Here is a 20,008-nt window from a genome sequence, read left to right on the forward strand (position 1 = left end):
GCTGGAAGCCGCCGACCGGCCCGCGTCCCGGCTCTCGGAGGGTGACTTCTGGGCCCTGGAAGGGCTGAAGGCGCAGCTCGTCGAGGCGGGGGAGGGGGCGGCAGACGGGGGCGTCCTGTTCACCGGAGCCGTCCGCCTGCCTGCCGGTGAGCGGTACGAGTGGCAGCACGGCGCTCTGACCGAAGGGCTGCTGGACGCCGATTGGACGGAGGCCGCGGAGGCGTTCGCGGCGCTCGGCCACCCCGTCCGGCTGCGGCTGCTGCGCGAGATCCTCGGCGGCCGGCGTACCGCCGCCGAGCTGGCCGAGCCGGCCGAGGTGGGCACGACCGGCCAGATCTACCACCACCTCCGCCAGCTCACCGGCGCCGGCTGGCTGCACACCACCGGCCGGGGCCGCCACGAGGTGCCGCCGGGACGGGTCGTACCGCTGCTGGTGGCGCTGTCGGCGGCCCGGGGCTGACCGGTCCGAACCAGGTCCGACCAAGGGGGAACCATGTCCGCACGCAAGCTAGCCATGATCACCTTCCGGGCACTGCAACTGGGCTTCATAGCCCTGGTGACCGCCCACATCGTCTTCGGCTTCGGGTACCCGTGGTGGTGGAACTTACTGCCGCTCGTCCTGGCCTACGTCCTGATCGCCGTCGTCAACCGGTGGGGCGGCGGCGCCCCCGACGCCCCGCGGGTCGCCCGTGAACCCGTCGAGGTGGGCCCGCCCGTCACCGGCCGCTGGTCCGCGCTGAACGGCCCCGCCGACCGCACCCCGAGCCACGGCACCCACGCCTACGGCCAGACCTTCGCCATCGACCTCGTCGCCGAGCCGGAGCCCGGCGCCCGCCCCGGCTTCCGCGTCCTGTGGCCGATCGCCCGTCGCAGCCGCGACTTCCCGGCGTTCGGCGCCCCACTGCTCGCGGTGGCCGCCGGCACGGTCGTCCGCACCGACGACACCCAGCGCGACCACCTGAGCCGCAACTCGTTGCCCGCGCTGCTGTACCTGATGCTCGTCGAGGGCTCGGTCCGTGAGATGGGCGGCGTCCGCCGGATCGTCGGCAACCATCTGGTGCTGGACCTCGGCGACGGCACGTACGCGATGTACGCGCATGTGCGGCGCGGGTCGTACACCGTCCGCGAGGGCGACCGGGTGCACGCCGGTCAGCTGCTGGCCCGGTGCGGCAATTCCGGCAACTCCACCGAGCCGCACGTCCACTTCCAGCTCATGGACGGCCCCGACCCGGACACCGCCCGCGGCGTCCCCTTCACGTGGCGTGGGATCGGGGTCCCGCGCAACGGCGAGGTCTTCGACGCGCCCTCGCCGACGGCCACGCCCGCATAGGCTCCCCTCATGCCCCCGGCCAGAAAGCGCCCCCGCGCCTACGACCCCGCCCGGACCCGCACCGCCGTACTGGCCCAGTTCGGGAACGTACGGGCGGGTGTCCGCACCCTCACCCCCGAGCAGCTCGCTCTGCCGACACGGCTCGGGGACTGGACCGTACGGGAGCTGGTGGCGCACGTCGGAATGGCCCTGGCGGCCGTGGACCGGCTGCTCGGCGAGCCCGAGCCGGCACGGCAGGACGGGCGCCTGCTCGACTGGCCGTCCGCGATTGCCGCCGACGCGGACGCCGTCGCCGGCACCGCCCGGCGACTCGCCGCCGAGCACCCCGACCTCGACGTCCACCTCGCCGAGACCGAGCGCCGTTTCACCGACCGTCTCGACAGGCACCCCGGCGCCCGGCGGCTGCCCACCAGCGCGGGCGCCCTGCCGCTGGCCGACTACGTCGTCACCCGCACCGTCGAGCTGGTCGTCCACACCGACGACCTGAACGCCGCCGTGCCCTGTCTCGACATCCCGTACGACCGACAGGCTCTGGCCGCCGCGAGCCGGCTGCTGGCCGACGCGCTCGCCGCGAAGGCGCCCGGCGGCTCGACGGAGGTGCGGATCCCGCCGTACGCCGTCGTGCAGTGCGTCGAGGGCCCCCGGCACACCCGCGGCACCCCACCCAACGTCGTCGAGACCGACCCCCTGACCTGGGTCAGGATGGCCACCGGACGGCTGGCCTGGAAGGACGCCGTGGCCGGGGCCAAGGTGAGCGCGAGCGGGGAACGGGCCGACCTGGGGGAGCTGCTGCCGCTGCTCAGGTGAGCAGGTGAGCAGGTGAGCAGGTGAGGGGAACCGGATCCTCCGCGCCTCCGTCGAAACGGCATGTACAGGCGGAAGCAGCAGCGCAACAAGACCATGACCCTGGCGGCCGTCGTCGTGATCGCCCCGCTCGCGGCGGCCTGCGGCAGCGAAAAGGCGGACGGCGGCAGCGGGTCCGTCGGCGCGGACCGGTCCGTCACCGGTGTCCGGTGGAGCATCGACAGCGTCACCGTGAACGGCACCACCCACAAGGCACCGGACGCGGCGCGCGTCCGGATCGACGACAGCGGCGAGGCGGTGGGCAGCACCGGCTGCAACACCTTCAGCGCCCGCGCCGCCGTCGACGGTGAGCGGGTCCGGCTGAGCGATGCCGTGTTCACCGAGAAGGCCTGCGAGAAGACGCCCATCGACTTCGAGAAGTCCCTCGGCCGCACCCTCACCGCCGGTTCGCTCACCACCGACACGGCGGGCGAACGCCTGACCCTCACCACTTCCGACGGCGACACCGTCCGGCTCAGCAGGCAGCCGGACGCGTCCCTGTACGGCACGAAGTGGACCGTCACGTCCCCGGGACAGAAGGGCCGCGCCCACCTCACCTTCGACCGGGACGCGAAGACCGTCGCCGGCCGCCTGCCGTGCAATCACGTCAACGCCGAGGCCACCGTCAGCGACGGACATATCACCCTCGGCACCCCGTCCACCACCCGAATGATGTGCGAAGGCTCACTCATGGACGCCGAGAAGCGGATGCTGCGCCTCTTCGACGGCCGCGCCGACTACCGGATCGATCATGAAACCCTCATGCTGACCAGCGAAGACGGCGCCACCGTCCGAGCCGTCGCCAACCAGTGACCCACACGTGAGCCGATGTCCCCAATTCGGACCAGTGGTCGACCTCGCCTACACTCGGAGACGTGCCACGTGGTGACGGTCGACTCAATCACGATCTGCTTCCCGGCGAGAAGGGCCCCCAGGACGCTTGCGGCGTCTTCGGTGTCTGGGCCCCGGGTGAAGAGGTCGCAAAGCTCACGTACTTCGGGCTGTACGCCCTCCAGCATCGGGGCCAGGAATCCGCGGGAATCGCGGTCAGCAACGGCTCCCAGATCCTCGTCTTCAAGGACATGGGCCTGGTTTCCCAGGTCTTCGACGAAACCTCTCTCGGTTCGCTCCAGGGTCACATCGCGGTCGGTCACGCCCGCTACTCGACCACCGGTGCCTCCGTGTGGGAGAACGCCCAGCCGACGTTCCGTGCCACCGCGCAGGGCTCCATCGCGCTCGGGCACAACGGCAACCTCGTCAACACCGCCCAGCTCGCCGAGCTGGTCGCCGACCTGCCCAAGCAGGACGGCCGCTCCACGCGGGTCGCGGCGACCAACGACACCGACCTGGTCACCGCGCTGCTCGCGGGCCAGGTGGACGACGACGGCAAGCCGCTGACCGTCGAGGAGGCGGCCGGCAAGGTGCTGCCCCAGGTGCGCGGTGCCTTCAGCCTCGTCTTCATGGACGAGCACACCCTCTACGCCGCCCGTGACCCGCAGGGCATCCGCCCGCTGGTACTCGGCCGGCTGGAGCGCGGCTGGGTCGTCGCCTCCGAGTCCGCCGCCCTCGACATCTGCGGCGCCTCCTACGTCCGCGAGATCGAGCCGGGCGAGTTCGTCGCCATCGACGAGAACGGCCTGCGCACTTCCCGATTCGCGGAAGCGAAGCCCAAGGGCTGCGTCTTCGAGTACGTGTACCTGGCCCGCCCGGACACGGACATCGCCGGCCGCAACGTCTACCTCTCGCGTGTCGAGATGGGCCGCAAGCTGGCGAAGGAGGCCCCCGCCGACGCCGATCTGGTCATAGCGACCCCGGAGTCCGGCACCCCCGCCGCCATCGGGTACGCCGAGGCCTCCGGCATTCCGTTCGGCGCCGGTCTGGTGAAGAACGCCTACGTCGGCCGCACCTTCATCCAGCCCTCGCAGACCATCCGCCAGCTCGGCATCCGCCTCAAGCTGAACCCCCTGAAGGAAGTCATCAAGGGCAAGCGGCTGGTCGTCGTCGACGACTCCATCGTCCGCGGCAACACCCAGCGGGCCCTGGTCCGCATGCTCCGCGAGGCGGGCGCCGCCGAGATCCACATCCGGATCTCCTCCCCGCCGGTGAAGTGGCCCTGCTTCTTCGGCATCGACTTCGCGACCCGCGCCGAACTCATCGCCAACGGCATGAGCGTCGAGGAGATCGGCACCTCCATGGGCGCCGACTCCCTGGCGTACATCTCCATCGACGGCATGATCGAGGCGACCACCATCGCCAAGCCGAACCTGTGCCGCGCCTGCTTCGACGGCGAGTACCCGATGGACCTCCCCGACCCCGAGCTGCTCGGCAAGCAGCTCCTGGAGACCGAGCTGGCCGCCGGGCCCGCCGGTACGGCCGCCACCGACGCCATCCGTCGCCCGTAGCCGTCCGCCTCCCTGGCCTCCCTGCCGTACGACACGAAGGTTCTCATCGTCATGCCTGACACAACTGGCGCCAGCTACGCAGCTGCGGGCGTCGACATCGAGGCGGGCGACCGCGCCGTCGAACTGATGAAGGAGTGGGTGAAGAAGACGCAGCGACCCGAGGTCCTCGGCGGCCTCGGCGGCTTCGCCGGCCTCTTCGACGCCTCCGCCCTCAAGAACTACGAGCGTCCCCTGCTCGCCTCCGCCACGGACGGCGTCGGCACCAAGGTCGACATCGCCCGGCAGCTCGGCGTCTACGACACCATCGGCCACGACCTGGTCGCCATGGTCATGGACGACATCGTGGTGTGCGGCGCGGAGCCGCTCTTCATGACCGACTACATCTGTGTCGGCAAGGTCCACCCCGAGCGTGTCGCCGCCATCGTCAAGGGCATCGCCGAAGGCTGTGTACTGGCCGGCTGCGCCCTGGTGGGCGGCGAGACGGCCGAGCACCCCGGCCTGCTCGGCGCGGACGACTTCGACGTCGCCGGCGCCGGTACCGGTGTCGTGGAGGCCGACCGGCTGCTGGGCCCGGACCGCATCCGCAAGGGCGACGCGGTCGTCGCCATGGCAGCCTCAGGGCTTCACTCGAACGGGTACTCGCTCGTTCGCCACGTCCTGCTGAACGAGGGCGGCCTGTCCCTGGACGCGCACCTCGACGGTCTCGGCCGCACCCTCGGCGAGGAGCTCCTGGAGCCGACCAGGATCTACTCCCTGGACTGCCTGGCCCTCATGCGCACCACCGACGTCCACGCCTTCAGCCACGTCACCGGCGGCGGACTCGCCGCCAACCTGGCCCGCGTGATCCCCGAAGGCCTGCACGCCGTCGTCGACCGCTCCACCTGGACCCCGGGCGCGATCTTCGACCTCGTCGGTACGACGGGCCGGGTGGAGCGCCTGGAGCTGGAGAAGACCCTCAACATGGGCGTGGGCATGATCGCCATCGTCCCCGAGGAGTCGACGGACGTGGCACTGGCGACCCTGGCCGACCGCGGTGTGGACGCCTGGGTGGCCGGCGAGATCACCGACCGCGACGACCACGAGACGGGCGCCGCCCTCGTCGGCGACTACGCCGGCTGAGACGACGACCGTCCCGGTGACGACGACCGTCCCGGTGACGACGACCGTGCGGGTGATGACGGCCGTGTGCGCACCGCGCGCGACGGCACGGCGCCCGACGACCGTGCGGGTAGCACAGAACCCGGTCGGTGACGTGAGTCACCGACCGGGTGAGTGTTCAGTGCAGGGTCAAGCGCCGCGTCGCTGTTGCGGGGACTGGCCGTCCTCGTCGTGGTCGTCGTCCTCATAGAGGTCGGCGTACCGTGCGTACACGTCATCGTCCTGCTCATCGTCCTCGAATTGCTCGCCGTTAGGCGGTTGCGGATTCGACGGCGATGCGCCCAGCTCCTCGGCCAGGCGGGAGAGATCAGTCCCACCGCTGTTGTACTTCAGCTGGCGGGCGACCTTCGTCTGCTTGGCCTTGGCCCGGCCGCGCCCCATGGCTCGACCCCCTCAACGACGGGGCTCGACGGCCCCAGAGTCTTGACACGCGTTCATGGTCCGGAACGGACTCTCCGTGGAGAGACCGGTCCGTAGGGCTTCCACGGTACCTGAGCCCACGCCCATACGGTACGTCGCCCGTAGGACGTGGCCACGCCCAGGACCTTCGAGGCGCCCTGTCCTCGCTGGTCAACGGCGATTTTAACCACCTTTCGACGGTCGACCCGCCGGGATAAGTGAGAGTTCTCTCCAACTGCCCCTCGGCGGGTACCGATCAAACCTTCGAAGACCCTTCCCCGGACCGGCACGGGATCACCGCCGGGATCACCCACCGACGGCCGCAGGGTCGCGCTCCGACGGCCGCGGGGGCTCCGGCCCCATGACCGCGTGATCACCGGTTCGGCGGCCGCGTGTCACCGGTTCGGCGGCCGTGTGGTCTCCCGTCCGGCGGACGCGTGGTCAGCGCCGTGTGCGCGCCTCCGCCATCCGCTGCTCGGCGATCCGGTCGGCCGCGGCGGCCGGCGGAATACCGTCCTCCTTCGCACGTGCGAATATGGCCAGCGTGGTGTCGTAGATCTTCGCGGCCTTCGCCCTGCACCGGTCGAAGTCGAAGCCGTGCAGCTCGTCGGCGACCTGGATGACACCACCGGCGTTCACCACGTAGTCCGGCGCGTAGAGGATCCCGCGGTCGGCGAGGTCCTTCTCCACACCCGGGTGGGCGAGCTGGTTGTTGGCCGCGCCGCACACCACCTTGGCGGTCAGCACCGGCACGGTGTCGTCGTCCAGCGCGCCGCCGAGCGCGCAGGGGGCGTAGATGTCCAGGTTCTCCACCCGGATCAGCGCCTCGGTGTCGGCGACGGCGACCACCGAGGGGTGTCGCTCGGTGATGGACCGTACGACGTCCCCCCGTACGTCGGTGACGATGACGTGCGCGCCCTCGGCGAGCAGGTGCTCGACCAGGTGGTGGCCGACCTTGCCGACACCCGCGATGCCGATGGTGCGGTCGCGCAGCGTCGGGTCGCCCCACAGGTGCTGGGCGGCGGCCCGCATGCCCTGATAGACGCCGAAGGAGGTCAGTACGGACGAGTCGCCCGCGCCGCCGTTCTCGGGGGAGCGGCCGGTGGTCCAGCGGCACTCGCGCGCCACGACGTCCATGTCGGCGACGTACGTACCGACGTCGCACGCGGTGACGTACCGGCCGCCGAGCGAGGCGACGAACCGGCCGTAGGCGAGGAGCAGCTCCTCGCTCTTGACCTGTTGCGGATCACCGATGATCACGGCCTTGCCACCACCGTGCTCGAGACCGGCCATGGCGTTCTTGTACGACATCCCGCGCGCGAGGTTCAGAGCGTCGGCGACGGCCTCCGCCTCGCTCGCGTACGGGTAGAAACGCGTACCGCCGAGCGCGGGGCCCAGGTCGGTGGAGTGGATGGCGATGACGGCCTTGAGGCCGCTCGCCCGGTCCTGGCAGAGCACGACTTGCTCATGTCCCCCCTGGTCCGAGTGGAACAGGGTGTGCAGTACATCAGCAGGTGCGCCGGTTACGTCGGTCACGGTGGTGACTCCTGTGTAGTTGCGGCGGGTGGAGAGAGCGTCCCCGTGCGGGTGGCGGGGACTTTGGCATGAGATTAGGGCCTGGGGGCGCCAGCCCGCCGCACAGTGCTCAGGATCACCTCCGCACGGAGTACGGGCGTGCGACGATTCGCGGAGGTTCCCGCGCGTTTGTGATCGGCTTCCGCGGGTTTTCACCGCGGTGCGCGGGGGAGGGAGCAGGCGTGCCCAAGGTGTCCTCGGTGATCGTCCCGTACGCGGCGTACCTGCGTGTGTACGAGCCGCTGGCCGCCTTCCCGGAGGCGGAGCGCGGCCACTGGGCCCGCTACGCCCGCCGCGCCGACCTGCCCTCCTACCAGGACGAGCTCCGCCGTTCCCTGGCCGACCTGCTGCCCACCCCGCCCGTGGCGGTACCGGTGCACGAGAGCGCGGACGCCTTCGTTACCGAGGTCGACGGCGTGGTCTGCGTCTGCCCCTGGCGGACCCGGCTGCGCGGCTGGCAGGCGCTCGCGGAACTGGCCGAGGACTTCCCGGAACCGGTGCTGGACGCCCTGCTTCCGCCGGTCGTGCGCCGCGAGAGTGCCCAGGACTACGAGCGCTGGCTGGAGCGCAACCCGGACGCCCGCCCCTGGATCCGCACCGCGACCTGGCAGGTGCCGATCAACTGGTTCGTGCTGGTCTCCGACGCGGAGCGCGAGTACGACAAGGGCGGTGACGGCGAAGGGGCGGCCGCGCCCGTGCTGCGCTACCGGACGCCGATGGTGCAGGCCCGCCGGCGCGTGGCCCGGGGGCTGCGAGCCCTGAAGGAGGCCATGGACGAGGGGCCGCTCATCGACGGCCTGGTGGACGTGGGGCGCTGGCTGGAGGAGTTCCATCCGCGCTCTCTGGTGGAGTTGGACTACGGGGGGCTCGTACACGCTCTGCCGGCCGGTGAGTTGGAGGACGACCACTCCGCGGCGGACGTGGCCGAGGGCATCGAGGCGCTCCGGCACGGCGACGGGGACACGGCGGGTGCGGCTTACGGGCGGCTCGTGGAGCGCTGGCGGGCGGTGCGGGACCGGCGGTCGGCGAACTGACGTTTGACGTACCGCCCGATGTGGGGTTTCGTCTTCCGATCCGACACGTGCCTCGAGTGGGCTGATCTCCCGGCAACAAGGGACGTAGGTCCCGATCCGGGCGTATGCGTCAAGCGTGACGGACCGCACGTACGGCACTCTTGCGCCGCTTCCCCCTCCTCATGCCAAAATAGGACAAGGAGTCCGGGGAGGGCTCATTCCGTCCTGCTGTGATGCACTGTGGGCGGGAATCTCCGCATTGCACGCTTTGGGGGGTCTGATGCCAGGTCTGGTGGTCCCTGGGTGTCCTGTGACTGATCGTCACAGTGGCGTGACTGTCCGCTATGGCATGGTCCATCGGCTTCCGTCGCTGATGAACACCTGGGAGGGCAATTCCATCGGTTTGGCCGACGCGGCTGGACGGATGGTGTAGTTGTAGTGCCGAGGACAAGCCGTTCGTCCTATAACCGACTCGACTCGCGTCCGCCATTTCGGGCAACGCGGGTCAAGGTGCAGAATTTAGAGGAAAGAACCGAGAAGGTTCGGTTCTCCCGAGGAGGCCGCTCATGACCGCTCGCACCCCTGATGCCGAGCCGCTGCTGACCCCGGCTGAGGTCGCCACCATGTTCCGCGTCGACCCTAAGACGGTCACGCGCTGGGCGAAGGCCGGCAAGCTCACGTCGATCCGCACGCTCGGCGGGCATCGCCGCTACCGCGAAGCCGAGGTCCGCGCTCTGCTCGCGGGCATTCCGCAGCAGCGCAGCGAGGCCTGAACAACTGAATAACCGGGCAAAACGGCAGGTCCCCCAACCTGTCGGGACGCTTGGTACCACAGCTTCAAACGATGCCGTTCCTGCCCCAACAGGGGTGCGTCGTCGATCGCGCTGGACTCCGCCGGGTCCAGCGCGATTCTTTTGTGTGCGGCCCGGCGCGGTCGGGCCCGGTGTCCGATCCGGTGTCCGATCCTGTGCCGGCCGGTGGGCCGCGGTCCGGGCCTGTGGGCGGCCTTGTCGGAGTCTGGGGAGGGGTGTCGGATCCGCTGCGCGAGTACTGTGGAGTCCGGTGCAATTGCACATATTAAATTGACTACTTGTAGGAGAGCTGTAAGTGCCACGGTTTCAAAAACTCATGCGGTGACACCCGTCACACGGCATGCTGCTTGTTGGCTCTGGCATATGTGCGCTAATGGAGGCGAGGCCTCCAGCAGGTCGGCGTGGCAAGGGCGTTGGGCCCGGCGGGCTTCACGCGGTGGACGCACTTTCGCCTCCGGGGCCCTCTTGACGGTCCGTCGGGGACTGCGGGGCGGGCGAGTCCAGCGCCAGCCGCAGCAGCCGGTGGCAGATCGGGCAGTGACGCGTCAGATGGCCGTACGACGACGCGGCCGAGAGGTGTGCGCGGAGCAGGGCCCGTGTCTCGTGCCTGACCGATGCCGCCATACGCCGCCTCCAGGGGCCACACGGGGAACGTTCCCTGCCTTTGGAGTACCGAGCGAATGTGACGCCGTCAAGGCCGCGAGGCGGGCGCTGAGGGCTTTTGGTGGACGCGGGATGTGGAGTGACGGGAGAGAGCCGAACAGCGCTCCGCCCCGACGGGTGTGAGGGACATACGGGAAGGCATTCGCACCGGCAGGGGTGCAGGGCGCACGCGAAGAGACCCGCACCGATGGGTGCGGGTCTCTTCTACTGCGGTCCTGACGGGATTTGAACCCGCGGCCTCCACCTTGACAGGGTGGCGAGCACTCCAAACTGCTCCACAGGACCAGGCTTTGCGGCGCTTTCTTGCGTTGCGCTGCGAGACGAGACTCTACAGGAGGGTGGGCCCGCTGGTCGAACTCACCCTCCGTGCGGTCCTCGTCACGGAACCCGCTACGGCGCGAGCGCGTCGATCGCCTTCACGATCCGCTTGTCGGAGACGGGGTACGCCGTGCCCAGCGCGTGCGCGAAATAGCTGACCCGCAGCTCCTCGATCATCCAGCGGACGTCCAGGACCTGGCGCGGGACCGGCCGCCCCTGCGGCATCTGCTCCAGCAGCCACGCGTACTCGTCCCGCATCTCGTGGACCTTCTCCATCCGGGACGTGTCCCGCTGAACGCCGGTCGGCATCTGCTGCAGCCGCCGGTCGGCCGCGACCAGATAGCGCATCAGGTCGGGCAGCCGCCCGACCCCCGCCTCCGTGACGAAGCCGGGCTTCACCAGCGCGTCCAGCTGCCCTCGCACGTCCTGGAGGTTCGCCAGCAGCGCCGGGCTCCTCGCGGCCTTCAGACGGCGCTCACAGGCCTGCCAGGCGGCCAGTACCTGCTGCACCTGTCCCACCGTGCGGACGGTGGTGTCGACGATCTCCGCACGGACCTTGTCGTAGAGCTTGCGGTACGACTCCTCGTCCCACGCCGGCCCGCCGAAGTCCGCGATCAGTCTGTCCGCCGCGGCGGTCGCGCAGTCGTCGAACAGGGCCTGGATCGAACCGTGCGGATTCGCCGACAGGTTCAGCTTCTGCTGGTTGGTCAGCTTCTCGGACGCGAACTTCGCGGGGCTGACCGGGATGTTGCGCAGGATCAGCCGACGCGTGCCCTTCCACATCGCCTGCGCCTGTTCGGCCTCGGTGTCGAAGAGGCGTACGGACACGGTGTCCGCCGCCGGCCCGTCGTCGACCAGCGCCGGATAGGCCTTCACCGGCTGGCCCGCCCGGCGGGTCTCGAAGACCCGGGACAGCGTGCCGATCGACCAGTCCGTCAGCCCCGTGCGCTCCAGGGACTCGCCGCCACTGCGCTCGGCGGTGGCGGCCGCGGCCTGCGACAGCGCCTTGCGCGCCTTCGGCCTCAGCCGGACCTTCAGCGTCTCGAGGTCCTTGTCCTCCGCCAGCTTGCGACGCCGCTCGTCGACGATCCGGAAAGTGATCTTCAGATGGTCGGGAACCCTGGCCCAGTCGAAGTCCTCCGCGTCGAACGGCACCCCGACCATGCGCTTCAGCTCCCGCGCCATGGTCACCGTCAACGGCTCCTGAAGGGGCACGGCCCGCTCCAGGAACGCCTGCGCGTAGTTCGGCGCGGGCACGTAGTGGCGGCGGATCGGTTTGGGCAGGGACCGGATCACCTCCGTGACGACCTGCTCGCGCAGGCCCGGGATCTGCCAGTCGAAGCCCTCGTCCGTGACCTGGTTGAGCACCTGGAGCGGCACGTGGACGGTCACGCCGTCCGCGTCCGCACCCGGCTCGAACTGGTACGTCACCCGGAACTTCAGCGGCCCCTGACGCCAGGAGTCCGGATAGTCGTCCTTGGTGACCGCCCCCGCCTTCTCGTTGATGAGCATCTCGCGCTCGAAGTCGAGGAAGTCCGGCTGTTCGTGCCGCTTGTGCTTCCACCACGAGTCGAAGTGCGCACCCGAGACGACGTGTTCGGGCACCCGCTGGTCGTAGAAGTCGAACAGCGTCTCGTCGTCGACCAGGATGTCCCGGCGCCGCGCACGGTGCTCCAGCTCCTCGACCTCGGTCAGCAGCCGGCGGTTGTCCGCGAAGAACTTGTGGTGCGTACGCCAGTCGCCCTCGACCAGGGCGTTGCGGATGAACAGCTCCCGGCTGACCTCCGGATCGATCCGGCCGTAGTTCACCTTGCGCTGCGCCACGATCGGCACGCCGTACAGCGTCACCTTCTCGTACGCCATCACCGCCGCCTGGTCCTTCTCCCAGTGCGGCTCGCTGTACGTGCGCTTGAGGAGGTGCCCGGCGAGCGGCTCCACCCACTCGGGCTCGATCTTCGCGTTGACGCGGGCCCAGAGCCGGGAGGTCTCCACCAGCTCGGCGGACATGACGAAACGCGGGGGCTTCTTGAAGAGCGCCGAGCCCGGGAAGACGGCGAACTTGGCACCGCGCGCGCCCAGGTACTCGTTCTTCGCGCCCTCCTTCACGTCCTTCATACCGACGTGGGAGAGCAGCCCGGCCAGCAGGGACACGTGTACGCGGTCGTCGGGCGCGGCGTTGTCCTCGTCGCCGAGCTGGAGACCCATCTGCTTGGCGACCGTGCGCAGCTGCGTGTAGATGTCCTGCCACTCGCGGATCCGCAGGAAGTTGAGGTACTCCTGCTTGCACATCCGGCGGAAGGACGACGAGCCCCGCTCCTTCTGCTGCTCGCGGACGTACCGCCAGAGATTGAGGAAGGCCAGGAAGTCGCTGCTCTCGTCCTTGAAGCGGGCGTGCTGCTGGTCGGCCTGGGCCTGCTTCTCCGCGGGCCGCTCCCGCGGGTCCTGGATGGACAGCGCCGCCGCTATGACCATGACCTCGCGGACACAGCCGTTCTTGTCGGCCTCCAGGACCATCCGTGCCAGCCGCGGGTCGACGGGCAGCTGGGCGAGCTTGCGCCCGGTGTCGGTGAGCCGCTTGCGTACGTCCTTCTGCGCCGGGTCCAGCGCGCCCAGCTCCTGGAGGAGCTGCACACCGTCGCGGATGTTGCGGTGGTCCGGCGGGTCGATGAAGGGGAACTTCTCGATGTCGCCGAGGCCGGCCGCGGTCATCTGCAGGATGACGGAGGCGAGGTTGGTCCGCAGGATCTCGGCGTCCGTGAACTCCGGCCGCGCGGTGAAGTCGTCCTCGCCGTACAGCCGGATGCAGATGCCGTCGCTGGTCCGCCCGCAACGGCCCTTGCGCTGGTTGGCGCTGGCCTGCGAGATCGGCTCGATCGGCAGCCGCTGCACCTTGGTGCGGTGGCTGTACCGGGAGATCCGGGCGAAACCGGGGTCGATGACGTATTTGATGCCCGGTACGGTCAGCGAGGTCTCGGCGACGTTGGTCGCCAGCACGATCCGCCGCCCGGTGTGCTGCTGGAAGACGCGGTGCTGCTCGGCGTGCGAGAGCCGGGCGTACAGCGGCAGTACCTCAGTGAATCTGTACTTCTTCTTCTCCAGCGCGTCGGCCGTGTCCCGGATCTCCCGCTCACCGGAGAGGAAGACGAGGATGTCGCCCTTGCCCTCCCCCATCAGCTCCTCGACGGCGTCGGTGATCGCGGTGATCTGGTCCCGGTCGGCGTCGTCCCCGTCCTCTTCGAGGAGCGGCCGGTAGCGCACCTCCACCGGGTACGTCCGCCCGCTGACCTCGATGATCGGCGCGTCACCGAAGTGCCGGGAGAAACGCTCGGGGTCGATGGTCGCCGAGGTGATGACGACCTTCAGGTCCGGCCGCTTCGGCAGCAGCTGGGCGAGGTAGCCCAGCAGGAAGTCGATGTTGAGGGACCGTTCGTGGGCCTCGTCGATGATGATCGTGTCGTACGCGCGCAGCTCGCGGTCGGTCTGGATCTCGGCGAGCAGGATGCCGTCCGTCATCAGCTTGATGAACGTGCCGTCCGGATTCACCTGGTCGGTGAACCGCACCTTCCAGCCGACGGCCTCACCGAGCGGCGTGTCCAGCTCGTCCGCCACCCGCTCGGCGACGGTACGCGCGGCGATCCGCCGGGGCTGGGTGTGCCCGATCATGCCGCGCACACCACGGCCGAGCTCAACACAGATCTTCGGGATCTGGGTGGTCTTCCCGGACCCCGTCTCACCGGCGACGATGACGACCTGGTGATCACGAATGGCCTCCGCGATCACGTCCTTCTTCTGACTGACGGGCAGCTGCTCGGGGTAGCTGACGGCGGGCACCCTGGCCCGGCGCTCGCCGATGCGCTGCTCGGCCTTGGCCACCTCCGCCTCGATCTCGGCGAGAACGGCGGCGCGGGCCTCTGGCTTGCGGATCTTCCGCGCGCCCTCGAGCCTCCGGCCGAGCCGGTGCGAGTCGCGCAGGGACAGCTCGGCCAGCCGGGGTGCGAGGGCGCCGAGCGCGGGGGCGGGGTGCGTAGACATACGGACTCCAGGATCTCATCCCGGCGAATTTCGTGGCGAACGATTTCCGTCCGGCCCTGCCGGCGCCGGCGTCAGCGCCGTGCCCGCTCATCGGGCAACACAAAACCCCCGGCGATGATCTCGACGGGGGTTGCATGTGGCTGGGGCCGGGATCGAACCGGCGACCTATCGCTTTTCAGGCGATCGCTCGTACCAACTGAGCTACCCAGCCCCGAGGTTTCACGTGAAACCTCAGCGGTCCTGACGGGATTTGAACCCGCGGCCTCCACCTTGACAGGGTGGCGAGCACTCCAAACTGCTCCACAGGACCAAGCTTCGTACGACAGTGTCGCACATTGTGCTGCGTGCCCCCAACGGGATTCGAACCCGTGCTACCGCCTTGAAAGGGCGGCGTCCTAGGCCGCTAGACGATGAGGGCTATCGGCCCGCCTGGGCGCTTCTCAGCGCGTCGGGGACGTGAGAAGCATAGGGGATGGCGGGAGGTATCGCCAAAACGGTTTACGGCGGGCTGGGGGACCGGCTGCTCGGGGCGGTCGCCGCGCCCGAAGGAGACGGGCCCGTACCGGTGGGGGAAGGAATCGTCCCGGTGGGGGACGGACTCGTCCGGGTGGGGGACGGGGTGGCGCCCGGCTGGTTCTCCTTGGGGAGGTGGCGGCTGACCTCCGCCGTCGTCAGGCCCAGGCCGCCCAGCTTGATCTCGTCCCAGGCCTGGAGGCGCCGGCTGTCCCGGTCGAAGTAGAGGATCGACGCCTGGATCGGGTCGGGGTACTTGCCCTCGACCGCGCGCAGGCCGCTGCCGCCGGTGGAGCCCTCGATGCGCAGACGGGTGCCGTACTCCATGACCTCCATGTCCTGGCGGTGGACGTGACCGGCCAGCACCAGTGGCACGTCGCCGTCGACCTCCCGGGCCGCCGACGGTTCGTGGGCGACGGCGACGTCCACGGGGGTACCGGCCGCCTTCTGGTCGCGCAGGGCGGAGGCCAGGCGGGCGCCGGCCAGTTCCTGGGAGGCCTCGGCCCCGTCCGGCTTGGAGCGGTCGGGGGTGAACTGCGGGTCGCCGATGCCGGCGAAGCGCAGGCCCGCGACGGTCCTGGCCCGGCCGTCGTCCAGGACGTGCACGTTCTTCAGGCCCTTCAGGTACTCCTGGGTGACACGGGAGTCGTGGTTGCCGCGGACCCAGATGTACGGGGCGCCGAGGTCCTCGATGGGGTCGAGGAAGCCGTTCTCCGCGGCAGTGCCGTGGTCCATCGTGTCGCCGGAGTCGACGATCACGTTCACCTTGTACTGCTCCACCAGCGAGGCGATGATCTTCCAGCTCGCCGGGTTCAGGTGGATGTCCGACACGTGCAGAACGCGGAGCGTCGTCGGGTCGGGCCGGTAGACGGGGAGCGTGGAGGTGACGTCGTAGAGCTTGGTGACGTTCGTGACCAGGCGTGCCAGCTCCTTCTGGTAGACGTCGAACTCGGTCACGATGCTGCGCGCGTCGCCGACGAGGGACGGCGCGGAGGAGAGCAGGCCGGAGAACCTCGGTTCCAGGACGGAGTCGGGGTTCCAGGTCGCGTACGCGGTACCGCCGGAGGCGACCAGGAGGGTGAGGGCGAGACCGCCGGCGGCGAGGGCGCGCCGGGGGCGGCGGTAGACGGCGAGGCCGAGGGCGGTGGCGCCGGTGACGACGGCGACGCAGGAGCGGACGGCGAGGTCGAGCGTGCCGTGTCCGACGTCCTGGGCGACCTCGTCCTGGAGGCCGGAGAGGCGTTCGGGGTGGTCGACGAGGGCCTGGGCGCGTTCGGGGTCGAGCTGGTCGACGTTGACGTCGAGGCGGACCGGGGCGATGTGACTGTCGAGCCGGAGGGCGCCCAGCGGCGAGATGTTGATCTTCGTGCCGCCGGAGACGGACGGGCGCAGGGTCATCGTCGTGTTCATGGGGCCGACGGGCGCGCGTACGTCGCCCACGACGAGCAGGCCCAGCCAGGCGCCGAGCAGGACGACGGCGACGAGGCCGACGGCGCGGGTCCAGGGTCGCGACCGGGGGGCGAGCTCGACCGCGGTGGAGGCCCGGTGAGGGCGAGGACGAGGGTGAGGGTGGCGATGGCGGTGGATGAGGGCGCGCGGGGCTTTGCGGATGGGGTTCATCACCTCGGCCAGGGCGTGCAGGGCTGCGGCGTGGACGCGGGCCATTGGTCCCGTATGCCCAAGGCCCGGGGCGGGTATGCGGGCGGCGCCTCCGGCTGCCGTGCGGGGTGGGAGCGCGGCGCGGACACGGTGAGGTACCCGCGGGACGGCTGTGTCGTACTCCACGGTCGTACCCGACAATGGGCCTGTGCTGGAGATGACGCGCGAGGAGTTCGAGGAACTGGTCGCCGAGGCCCTGGACCGGATCCCGCCGGAGCTGACGCGGCTGATGGACAACGTCGCGGTGTTCGTCGAGGACGAACCGCCGGCGGACGATCCCGAGCTGCTCGGGTTGTACGAGGGGACGCCGCTGACGGAGCGCGGGGAGTGGTACGCGGGTGTGCTGCCGGACCGGATCACCATCTACCGGGGGCCGACGCTGCGGTTCTGCGAGTCGCGCGAGGACGTCGTGGCGGAGACCGAGGTGACGGTGGTCCACGAGATCGCGCACCACTTCGGCATCGACGACGCACGGCTGCACTCCCTGGGGTACGGGTGACGCCGCCGCGGAAACCGGAGTACGGCTGACACGCCCGGGTCAAGGTCCGAGGCGCGCGGCGCGTGTCCTCTTGTGGGTGACGGGAGTTGGGCACGGCGACTCCTTGACCCCCGGAGGTGGCCGCCCGTGCGCCCCTTGTACGTACCCGTCCGTCTGGCCGTCACGGCCGTGGCCGTCGCCGCTGCCGCCGGCTGCATGAGTGTCGGTGACGGCGTACCCGGCGGGGGCGACAGGCCGTCGCACTCCGCCGGGGAGCGGGACGGCGAGGTGCCCGAGGGCGGTCCCGAGGCGTCGGGCGGGAGCGCCGGGCACGGCGCGGCGGCGGCCGACGATAAGCGCGGGCGCGGCAAGGGGAAGAAGGACGGGAAGGGCGACGGCAAGGGCGAGAAGGAGCATGCGGGCGAGGGCGGGAAGCGGAAGGACGCCTCCGCCTCGACTCCGGCGCCCGCGCGCCCGACCGGGACGCCGCCGGGGGAGGGCGGGGACGACGAGCCGGTGCCCACCCGTACGCCGCCCGTGGTGCCCACCCGGACGGTCGAACCGGAGCCGACGCCGCCCCCGGAGCCCCCCGCCTCCCCGACGCCGGAGCCGGCGGAGGCGGAGCCGTCCTCGTCGGCGCACGAGCCTCCGGGGACCCAGCTGGCGCAGCGGGAGCCGGCCCCCGAGGCCGGGGCGCCGGTGTAGGGCCGACGGGCGCGGTGCGGGGGTGAGCGCTGCGACGGCATGGGCCGAAAGCCCTGCTGACCTGGGCATGTGCTATCCGGTTTGCCTTCGAGGGTGGGGGGTGCGTATGGTGGTAGATCGTTTGATCCCATTTGCCCGGCGCCACCACAGAGCGCGCCGTGTGGCGCGTACTCTCTCCCTTGCCGTGGTGGACCGCATCGAGGCGGTCGTATTGCGAATCGCGATTCACGGAGTTGACGGGCGCGTGCCGACGAGAGACTCCGGAAGGTTTCGCATTCGCATGTCCATCATCAGTACTGATCACGTCGTCGTGCCCGAGAACGCCGACACCGACGCCGACACCCCCGACATCGTCGAGACGGTCGAGGACACCGGGACGGAGGCCGCCGAGGCCGTCGAGACCACTCCCGAGGTCACCTTCGCCAGTCTCGGACTGCCCGAGGGCGTCGTGCGCAAGCTCGCGCAGAACGGCGTGACCACCCCCTTCCCGATCCAGGCCGCGACCATCCCGGACGCCCTGGCCGGCAAGGACATCCTCGGCCGGGGCCGCACCGGCTCCGGCAAGACCCTCTCCTTCGGCCTGCCGGCCCTGGCCACGCTGTCCGGCGGCCGCACCGAGAAGCACAAGCCGCGCGCCGTCATCCTGACGCCGACCCGTGAGCTGGCCATGCAGGTCGCGGACGCCCTGCAGCCGTACGGCGACGTCCTCGGGCTGAAGATGAAGGTCGTCTGCGGCGGCACCTCCATGGGCAACCAGATCTACGCCCTGGAGCGCGGCGTGGACGTCCTGGTCGCCACGCCGGGCCGACTGCGCGACATCATCAAGCGCGGCGCCTGCTCCCTGGAGAGCGTGCAGATCGCCGTTCTCGACGAGGCCGACCAGATGTCCGACCTGGGCTTCATGCCCGAGGTCACCGAGCTTCTCGACCAGGTACCGGCGGGCGGCCAGCGGATGCTGTTCTCCGCGACCATGGAGAACGAGATCAAGACCCTCGTCGACCGGTACCTGAACAACCCGGTCAGCCACGAGGTCGACGCCGCCCAGGGCGCCGTGACGACCATGTCGCACCACATCATGGTCGTGAAGCCCAAGGACAAGGCGCCGGTCACCGCGGCCATCGCCTCCCGCAAGGGCCGCACCATCATCTTCGTCCGCACCCAGCTGGGCGCCGACCGCGTCGCCGAGCAGCTGTGCGACTCGGGTGTGAAGGCCGACGCGCTGCACGGCGGCATGACCCAGGGCGCGCGTACGCGCACGCTGGCCGACTTCAAGGACGGGTACGTCAACGTCCTGGTCGCCACCGACGTCGCCGCCCGCGGTATCCACGTGGACGGCATCGACCTGGTCCTGAACGTGGACCCGGCCGGCGACCACAAGGACTACCTGCACCGCGCGGGCCGCACGGCGCGCGCCGGCCGTACCGGCACGGTCGTCTCCCTCTCCCTGCCGCACCAGCGGCGTCAGATCTTCCGGCTGATGGAGGACGCGGGCGTCGACGCCACGCGCCACATCATCCAGGGCGGCGCGGCCTTCGAGCCGGAGGTCGCCGAGATCACCGGGGCCCGGTCGATGACCGAGGTCCAGGCGGAGTCCGCGGGCAACGCGGCGCAGCAGGCCGAGCGTGAGGTCGCCCAGCTCAACAAGGAGCTGGAGCGGGCCCAGCGGCGCGCGACCGAGCTGCGCGAGGAGGCCGACCGACTGGTCGCCAGGGCCGCGCGGGAGCGCGGCGAGGACCCGGAGACGGCGCTGGCCGAGGTGGCCGCCGCCGCGTCCGAGGCGCCGGCCGAGGTCTCGCTGCCCGAGCAGCCGGGCGCGCGGGACGTCGAGAAGACCGAGCGGAGCGGCGGCAACGGCCGGGACCGCTTCGCCGACCGCGGCGACCGTTCGTACGACCGTGGTGACCGCGGTGGTGACCGTGGTGACCGGGGTGGCCGTTCCTTCGACCGTCGCGATGACCGCGGTGGTGACCGTGGTGGCTTCCGCCGCGATGACCGTGGTGACCGCGGTGGTGACCGTGGTGGTCGTTCGTTCGAGCGTCGTGACGACCGGGGTGGCCGTTCCTTCGACCGTCGCGATGACCGCGGTGGTGACCGTGGTGGCTTCCGCC

The 20,008-nt window shown here is 70.4% G+C and carries 16 protein-coding genes and 4 tRNA genes; 11 read left to right on the top strand and 9 right to left on the bottom strand.

What is annotated here, in order from left to right:
• Position 1: 1 nt before the first annotated feature.
• From ABEA26_RS22605 to purM, 6 genes are all read left to right on the top strand, one after another.
• The gene (locus ABEA26_RS22605) at positions 2-460 is read left to right on the top strand and encodes an ArsR/SmtB family transcription factor (protein WP_345594914.1); all 459 of its coding nucleotides are present in this window, start codon (positions 2-4) and stop codon (positions 458-460) included.
• Between the two features lie 33 nt (positions 461-493).
• Positions 494-1,330, top strand: coding sequence for a M23 family metallopeptidase (locus ABEA26_RS22610; protein ID WP_345594916.1), 837 nt, complete (start codon positions 494-496; stop codon positions 1,328-1,330).
• 9 nt (positions 1,331-1,339) lie between these two features.
• On the top strand, positions 1,340-2,137 hold the full coding sequence (locus tag ABEA26_RS22615; protein WP_345594918.1) for a maleylpyruvate isomerase family mycothiol-dependent enzyme: 798 nt from the start codon (positions 1,340-1,342) through the stop codon (positions 2,135-2,137).
• 60 nt (positions 2,138-2,197) lie between these two features.
• Positions 2,198-2,986, top strand: coding sequence for an META domain-containing protein (locus ABEA26_RS22620; RefSeq protein ID WP_345594920.1), 789 nt, complete (start codon positions 2,198-2,200; stop codon positions 2,984-2,986).
• 62 nt (positions 2,987-3,048) lie between these two features.
• Positions 3,049-4,575, top strand: coding sequence for an amidophosphoribosyltransferase (gene purF, locus ABEA26_RS22625; protein ID WP_279565955.1), 1,527 nt, complete (start codon positions 3,049-3,051; stop codon positions 4,573-4,575).
• A 51-nt stretch (positions 4,576-4,626) separates the two neighbouring features.
• Complete coding sequence (purM, locus tag ABEA26_RS22630; protein ID WP_345594924.1) at positions 4,627-5,694, top strand: phosphoribosylformylglycinamidine cyclo-ligase; 1,068 nt, start codon at positions 4,627-4,629, stop codon at positions 5,692-5,694.
• A gap of 168 nt (positions 5,695-5,862) precedes the next feature.
• Here purM and ABEA26_RS22635 read toward each other — a convergent pair whose 3' ends face one another.
• Complete coding sequence (locus tag ABEA26_RS22635) at positions 5,863-6,114, bottom strand: DUF3073 domain-containing protein (RefSeq protein ID WP_345594926.1); 252 nt, start codon at positions 6,112-6,114, stop codon at positions 5,863-5,865.
• A 459-nt stretch (positions 6,115-6,573) separates the two neighbouring features.
• Complete coding sequence (locus ABEA26_RS22640; RefSeq protein WP_345594928.1) at positions 6,574-7,668, bottom strand: Leu/Phe/Val dehydrogenase; 1,095 nt, start codon at positions 7,666-7,668, stop codon at positions 6,574-6,576.
• A gap of 221 nt (positions 7,669-7,889) precedes the next feature.
• Between ABEA26_RS22640 and ABEA26_RS22645 the strand changes: the two genes are divergently transcribed.
• Positions 7,890-8,741 carry a DUF8083 family protein gene (locus tag ABEA26_RS22645; RefSeq protein WP_345594930.1) on the top strand — a complete coding sequence of 284 codons (852 nt, stop codon included), beginning with the start codon at positions 7,890-7,892 and terminating at the stop codon, positions 8,739-8,741.
• Between the two features lie 545 nt (positions 8,742-9,286).
• On the top strand, positions 9,287-9,493 hold the full coding sequence (gene bldC / locus ABEA26_RS22650; RefSeq protein WP_003949541.1) for a developmental transcriptional regulator BldC: 207 nt from the start codon (positions 9,287-9,289) through the stop codon (positions 9,491-9,493).
• A 468-nt stretch (positions 9,494-9,961) separates the two neighbouring features.
• Here the strand turns inward: bldC and ABEA26_RS22655 are convergent, their stop codons facing one another.
• The 7 genes from ABEA26_RS22655 to ABEA26_RS22685 form a co-directional block, all read right to left on the bottom strand.
• Positions 9,962-10,156: a DUF6274 family protein gene (locus ABEA26_RS22655; RefSeq protein WP_345594932.1), complete on the bottom strand. Its 195-nt coding sequence runs from the start codon at positions 10,154-10,156 to the stop codon at positions 9,962-9,964.
• Positions 10,157-10,405: 249 nt separating this feature from the next.
• Positions 10,406-10,480, bottom strand: a tRNA-Asp gene (locus tag ABEA26_RS22660).
• A gap of 105 nt (positions 10,481-10,585) precedes the next feature.
• Complete coding sequence (gene hrpA, locus ABEA26_RS22665) at positions 10,586-14,545, bottom strand: ATP-dependent RNA helicase HrpA (protein ID WP_345594934.1); 3,960 nt, start codon at positions 14,543-14,545, stop codon at positions 10,586-10,588.
• Between the two features lie 137 nt (positions 14,546-14,682).
• Positions 14,683-14,756 (bottom strand) — tRNA-Phe (locus ABEA26_RS22670).
• Between the two features lie 24 nt (positions 14,757-14,780).
• Positions 14,781-14,855, bottom strand: a tRNA-Asp gene (locus ABEA26_RS22675).
• A gap of 35 nt (positions 14,856-14,890) precedes the next feature.
• A tRNA-Glu gene (locus ABEA26_RS22680) sits at positions 14,891-14,963 on the bottom strand.
• An 80-nt stretch (positions 14,964-15,043) separates the two neighbouring features.
• Complete coding sequence (locus ABEA26_RS22685; protein WP_345594936.1) at positions 15,044-16,723, bottom strand: metallophosphoesterase family protein; 1,680 nt, start codon at positions 16,721-16,723, stop codon at positions 15,044-15,046.
• A 142-nt stretch (positions 16,724-16,865) separates the two neighbouring features.
• On the opposite strand from ABEA26_RS22685, the gene ABEA26_RS22690 reads away from it, so the two are divergent.
• From ABEA26_RS22690 to ABEA26_RS22700, 3 genes are all read left to right on the top strand, one after another.
• The gene (locus ABEA26_RS22690) at positions 16,866-17,216 is read left to right on the top strand and encodes a metallopeptidase family protein (RefSeq protein ID WP_279565939.1); all 351 of its coding nucleotides are present in this window, start codon (positions 16,866-16,868) and stop codon (positions 17,214-17,216) included.
• Positions 17,217-17,342: 126 nt separating this feature from the next.
• Complete coding sequence (locus ABEA26_RS22695) at positions 17,343-17,900, top strand: hypothetical protein (RefSeq protein ID WP_345594938.1); 558 nt, start codon at positions 17,343-17,345, stop codon at positions 17,898-17,900.
• Between the two features lie 280 nt (positions 17,901-18,180).
• On the top strand, positions 18,181-20,008 hold a 1,828-nt coding region (locus ABEA26_RS22700), incomplete at its 3' end, for a DEAD/DEAH box helicase (protein ID WP_345594940.1).

Source organism: Streptomyces marokkonensis (assembly GCF_039539045.1).
GTDB classification, from domain to species: Bacteria; Actinomycetota; Actinomycetes; order Streptomycetales; family Streptomycetaceae; genus Streptomyces; species Streptomyces marokkonensis.

Bases quoted from the DNA above. Each gene is read 5' to 3' on its own strand.
- ABEA26_RS22610 (WP_345594916.1), top strand. From the start codon at position 494: ATGTCCGCACGCAAGCTAGCCATGATCACCTTCCGGGCACTGCAACTG.
- ABEA26_RS22615 (WP_345594918.1), top strand. From the start codon at position 1,340: ATGCCCCCGGCCAGAAAGCGCCCCCGCGCCTACGACCCCGCCCGGACC.
- ABEA26_RS22620 (WP_345594920.1), top strand. From the start codon at position 2,198: ATGTACAGGCGGAAGCAGCAGCGCAACAAGACCATGACCCTGGCGGCC.
- purM (WP_345594924.1), top strand. From the start codon at position 4,627: ATGCCTGACACAACTGGCGCCAGCTACGCAGCTGCGGGCGTCGACATC.
- ABEA26_RS22635 (WP_345594926.1), bottom strand. From the start codon at position 6,114: ATGGGGCGCGGCCGGGCCAAGGCCAAGCAGACGAAGGTCGCCCGCCAG.
- bldC (WP_003949541.1), top strand. From the start codon at position 9,287: ATGACCGCTCGCACCCCTGATGCCGAGCCGCTGCTGACCCCGGCTGAG.
- ABEA26_RS22655 (WP_345594932.1), bottom strand. From the start codon at position 10,156: ATGGCGGCATCGGTCAGGCACGAGACACGGGCCCTGCTCCGCGCACAC.
- hrpA (WP_345594934.1), bottom strand. From the start codon at position 14,545: ATGTCTACGCACCCCGCCCCCGCGCTCGGCGCCCTCGCACCCCGGCTG.
- ABEA26_RS22685 (WP_345594936.1), bottom strand. From the start codon at position 16,723: ATGGCCCGCGTCCACGCCGCAGCCCTGCACGCCCTGGCCGAGGTGATG.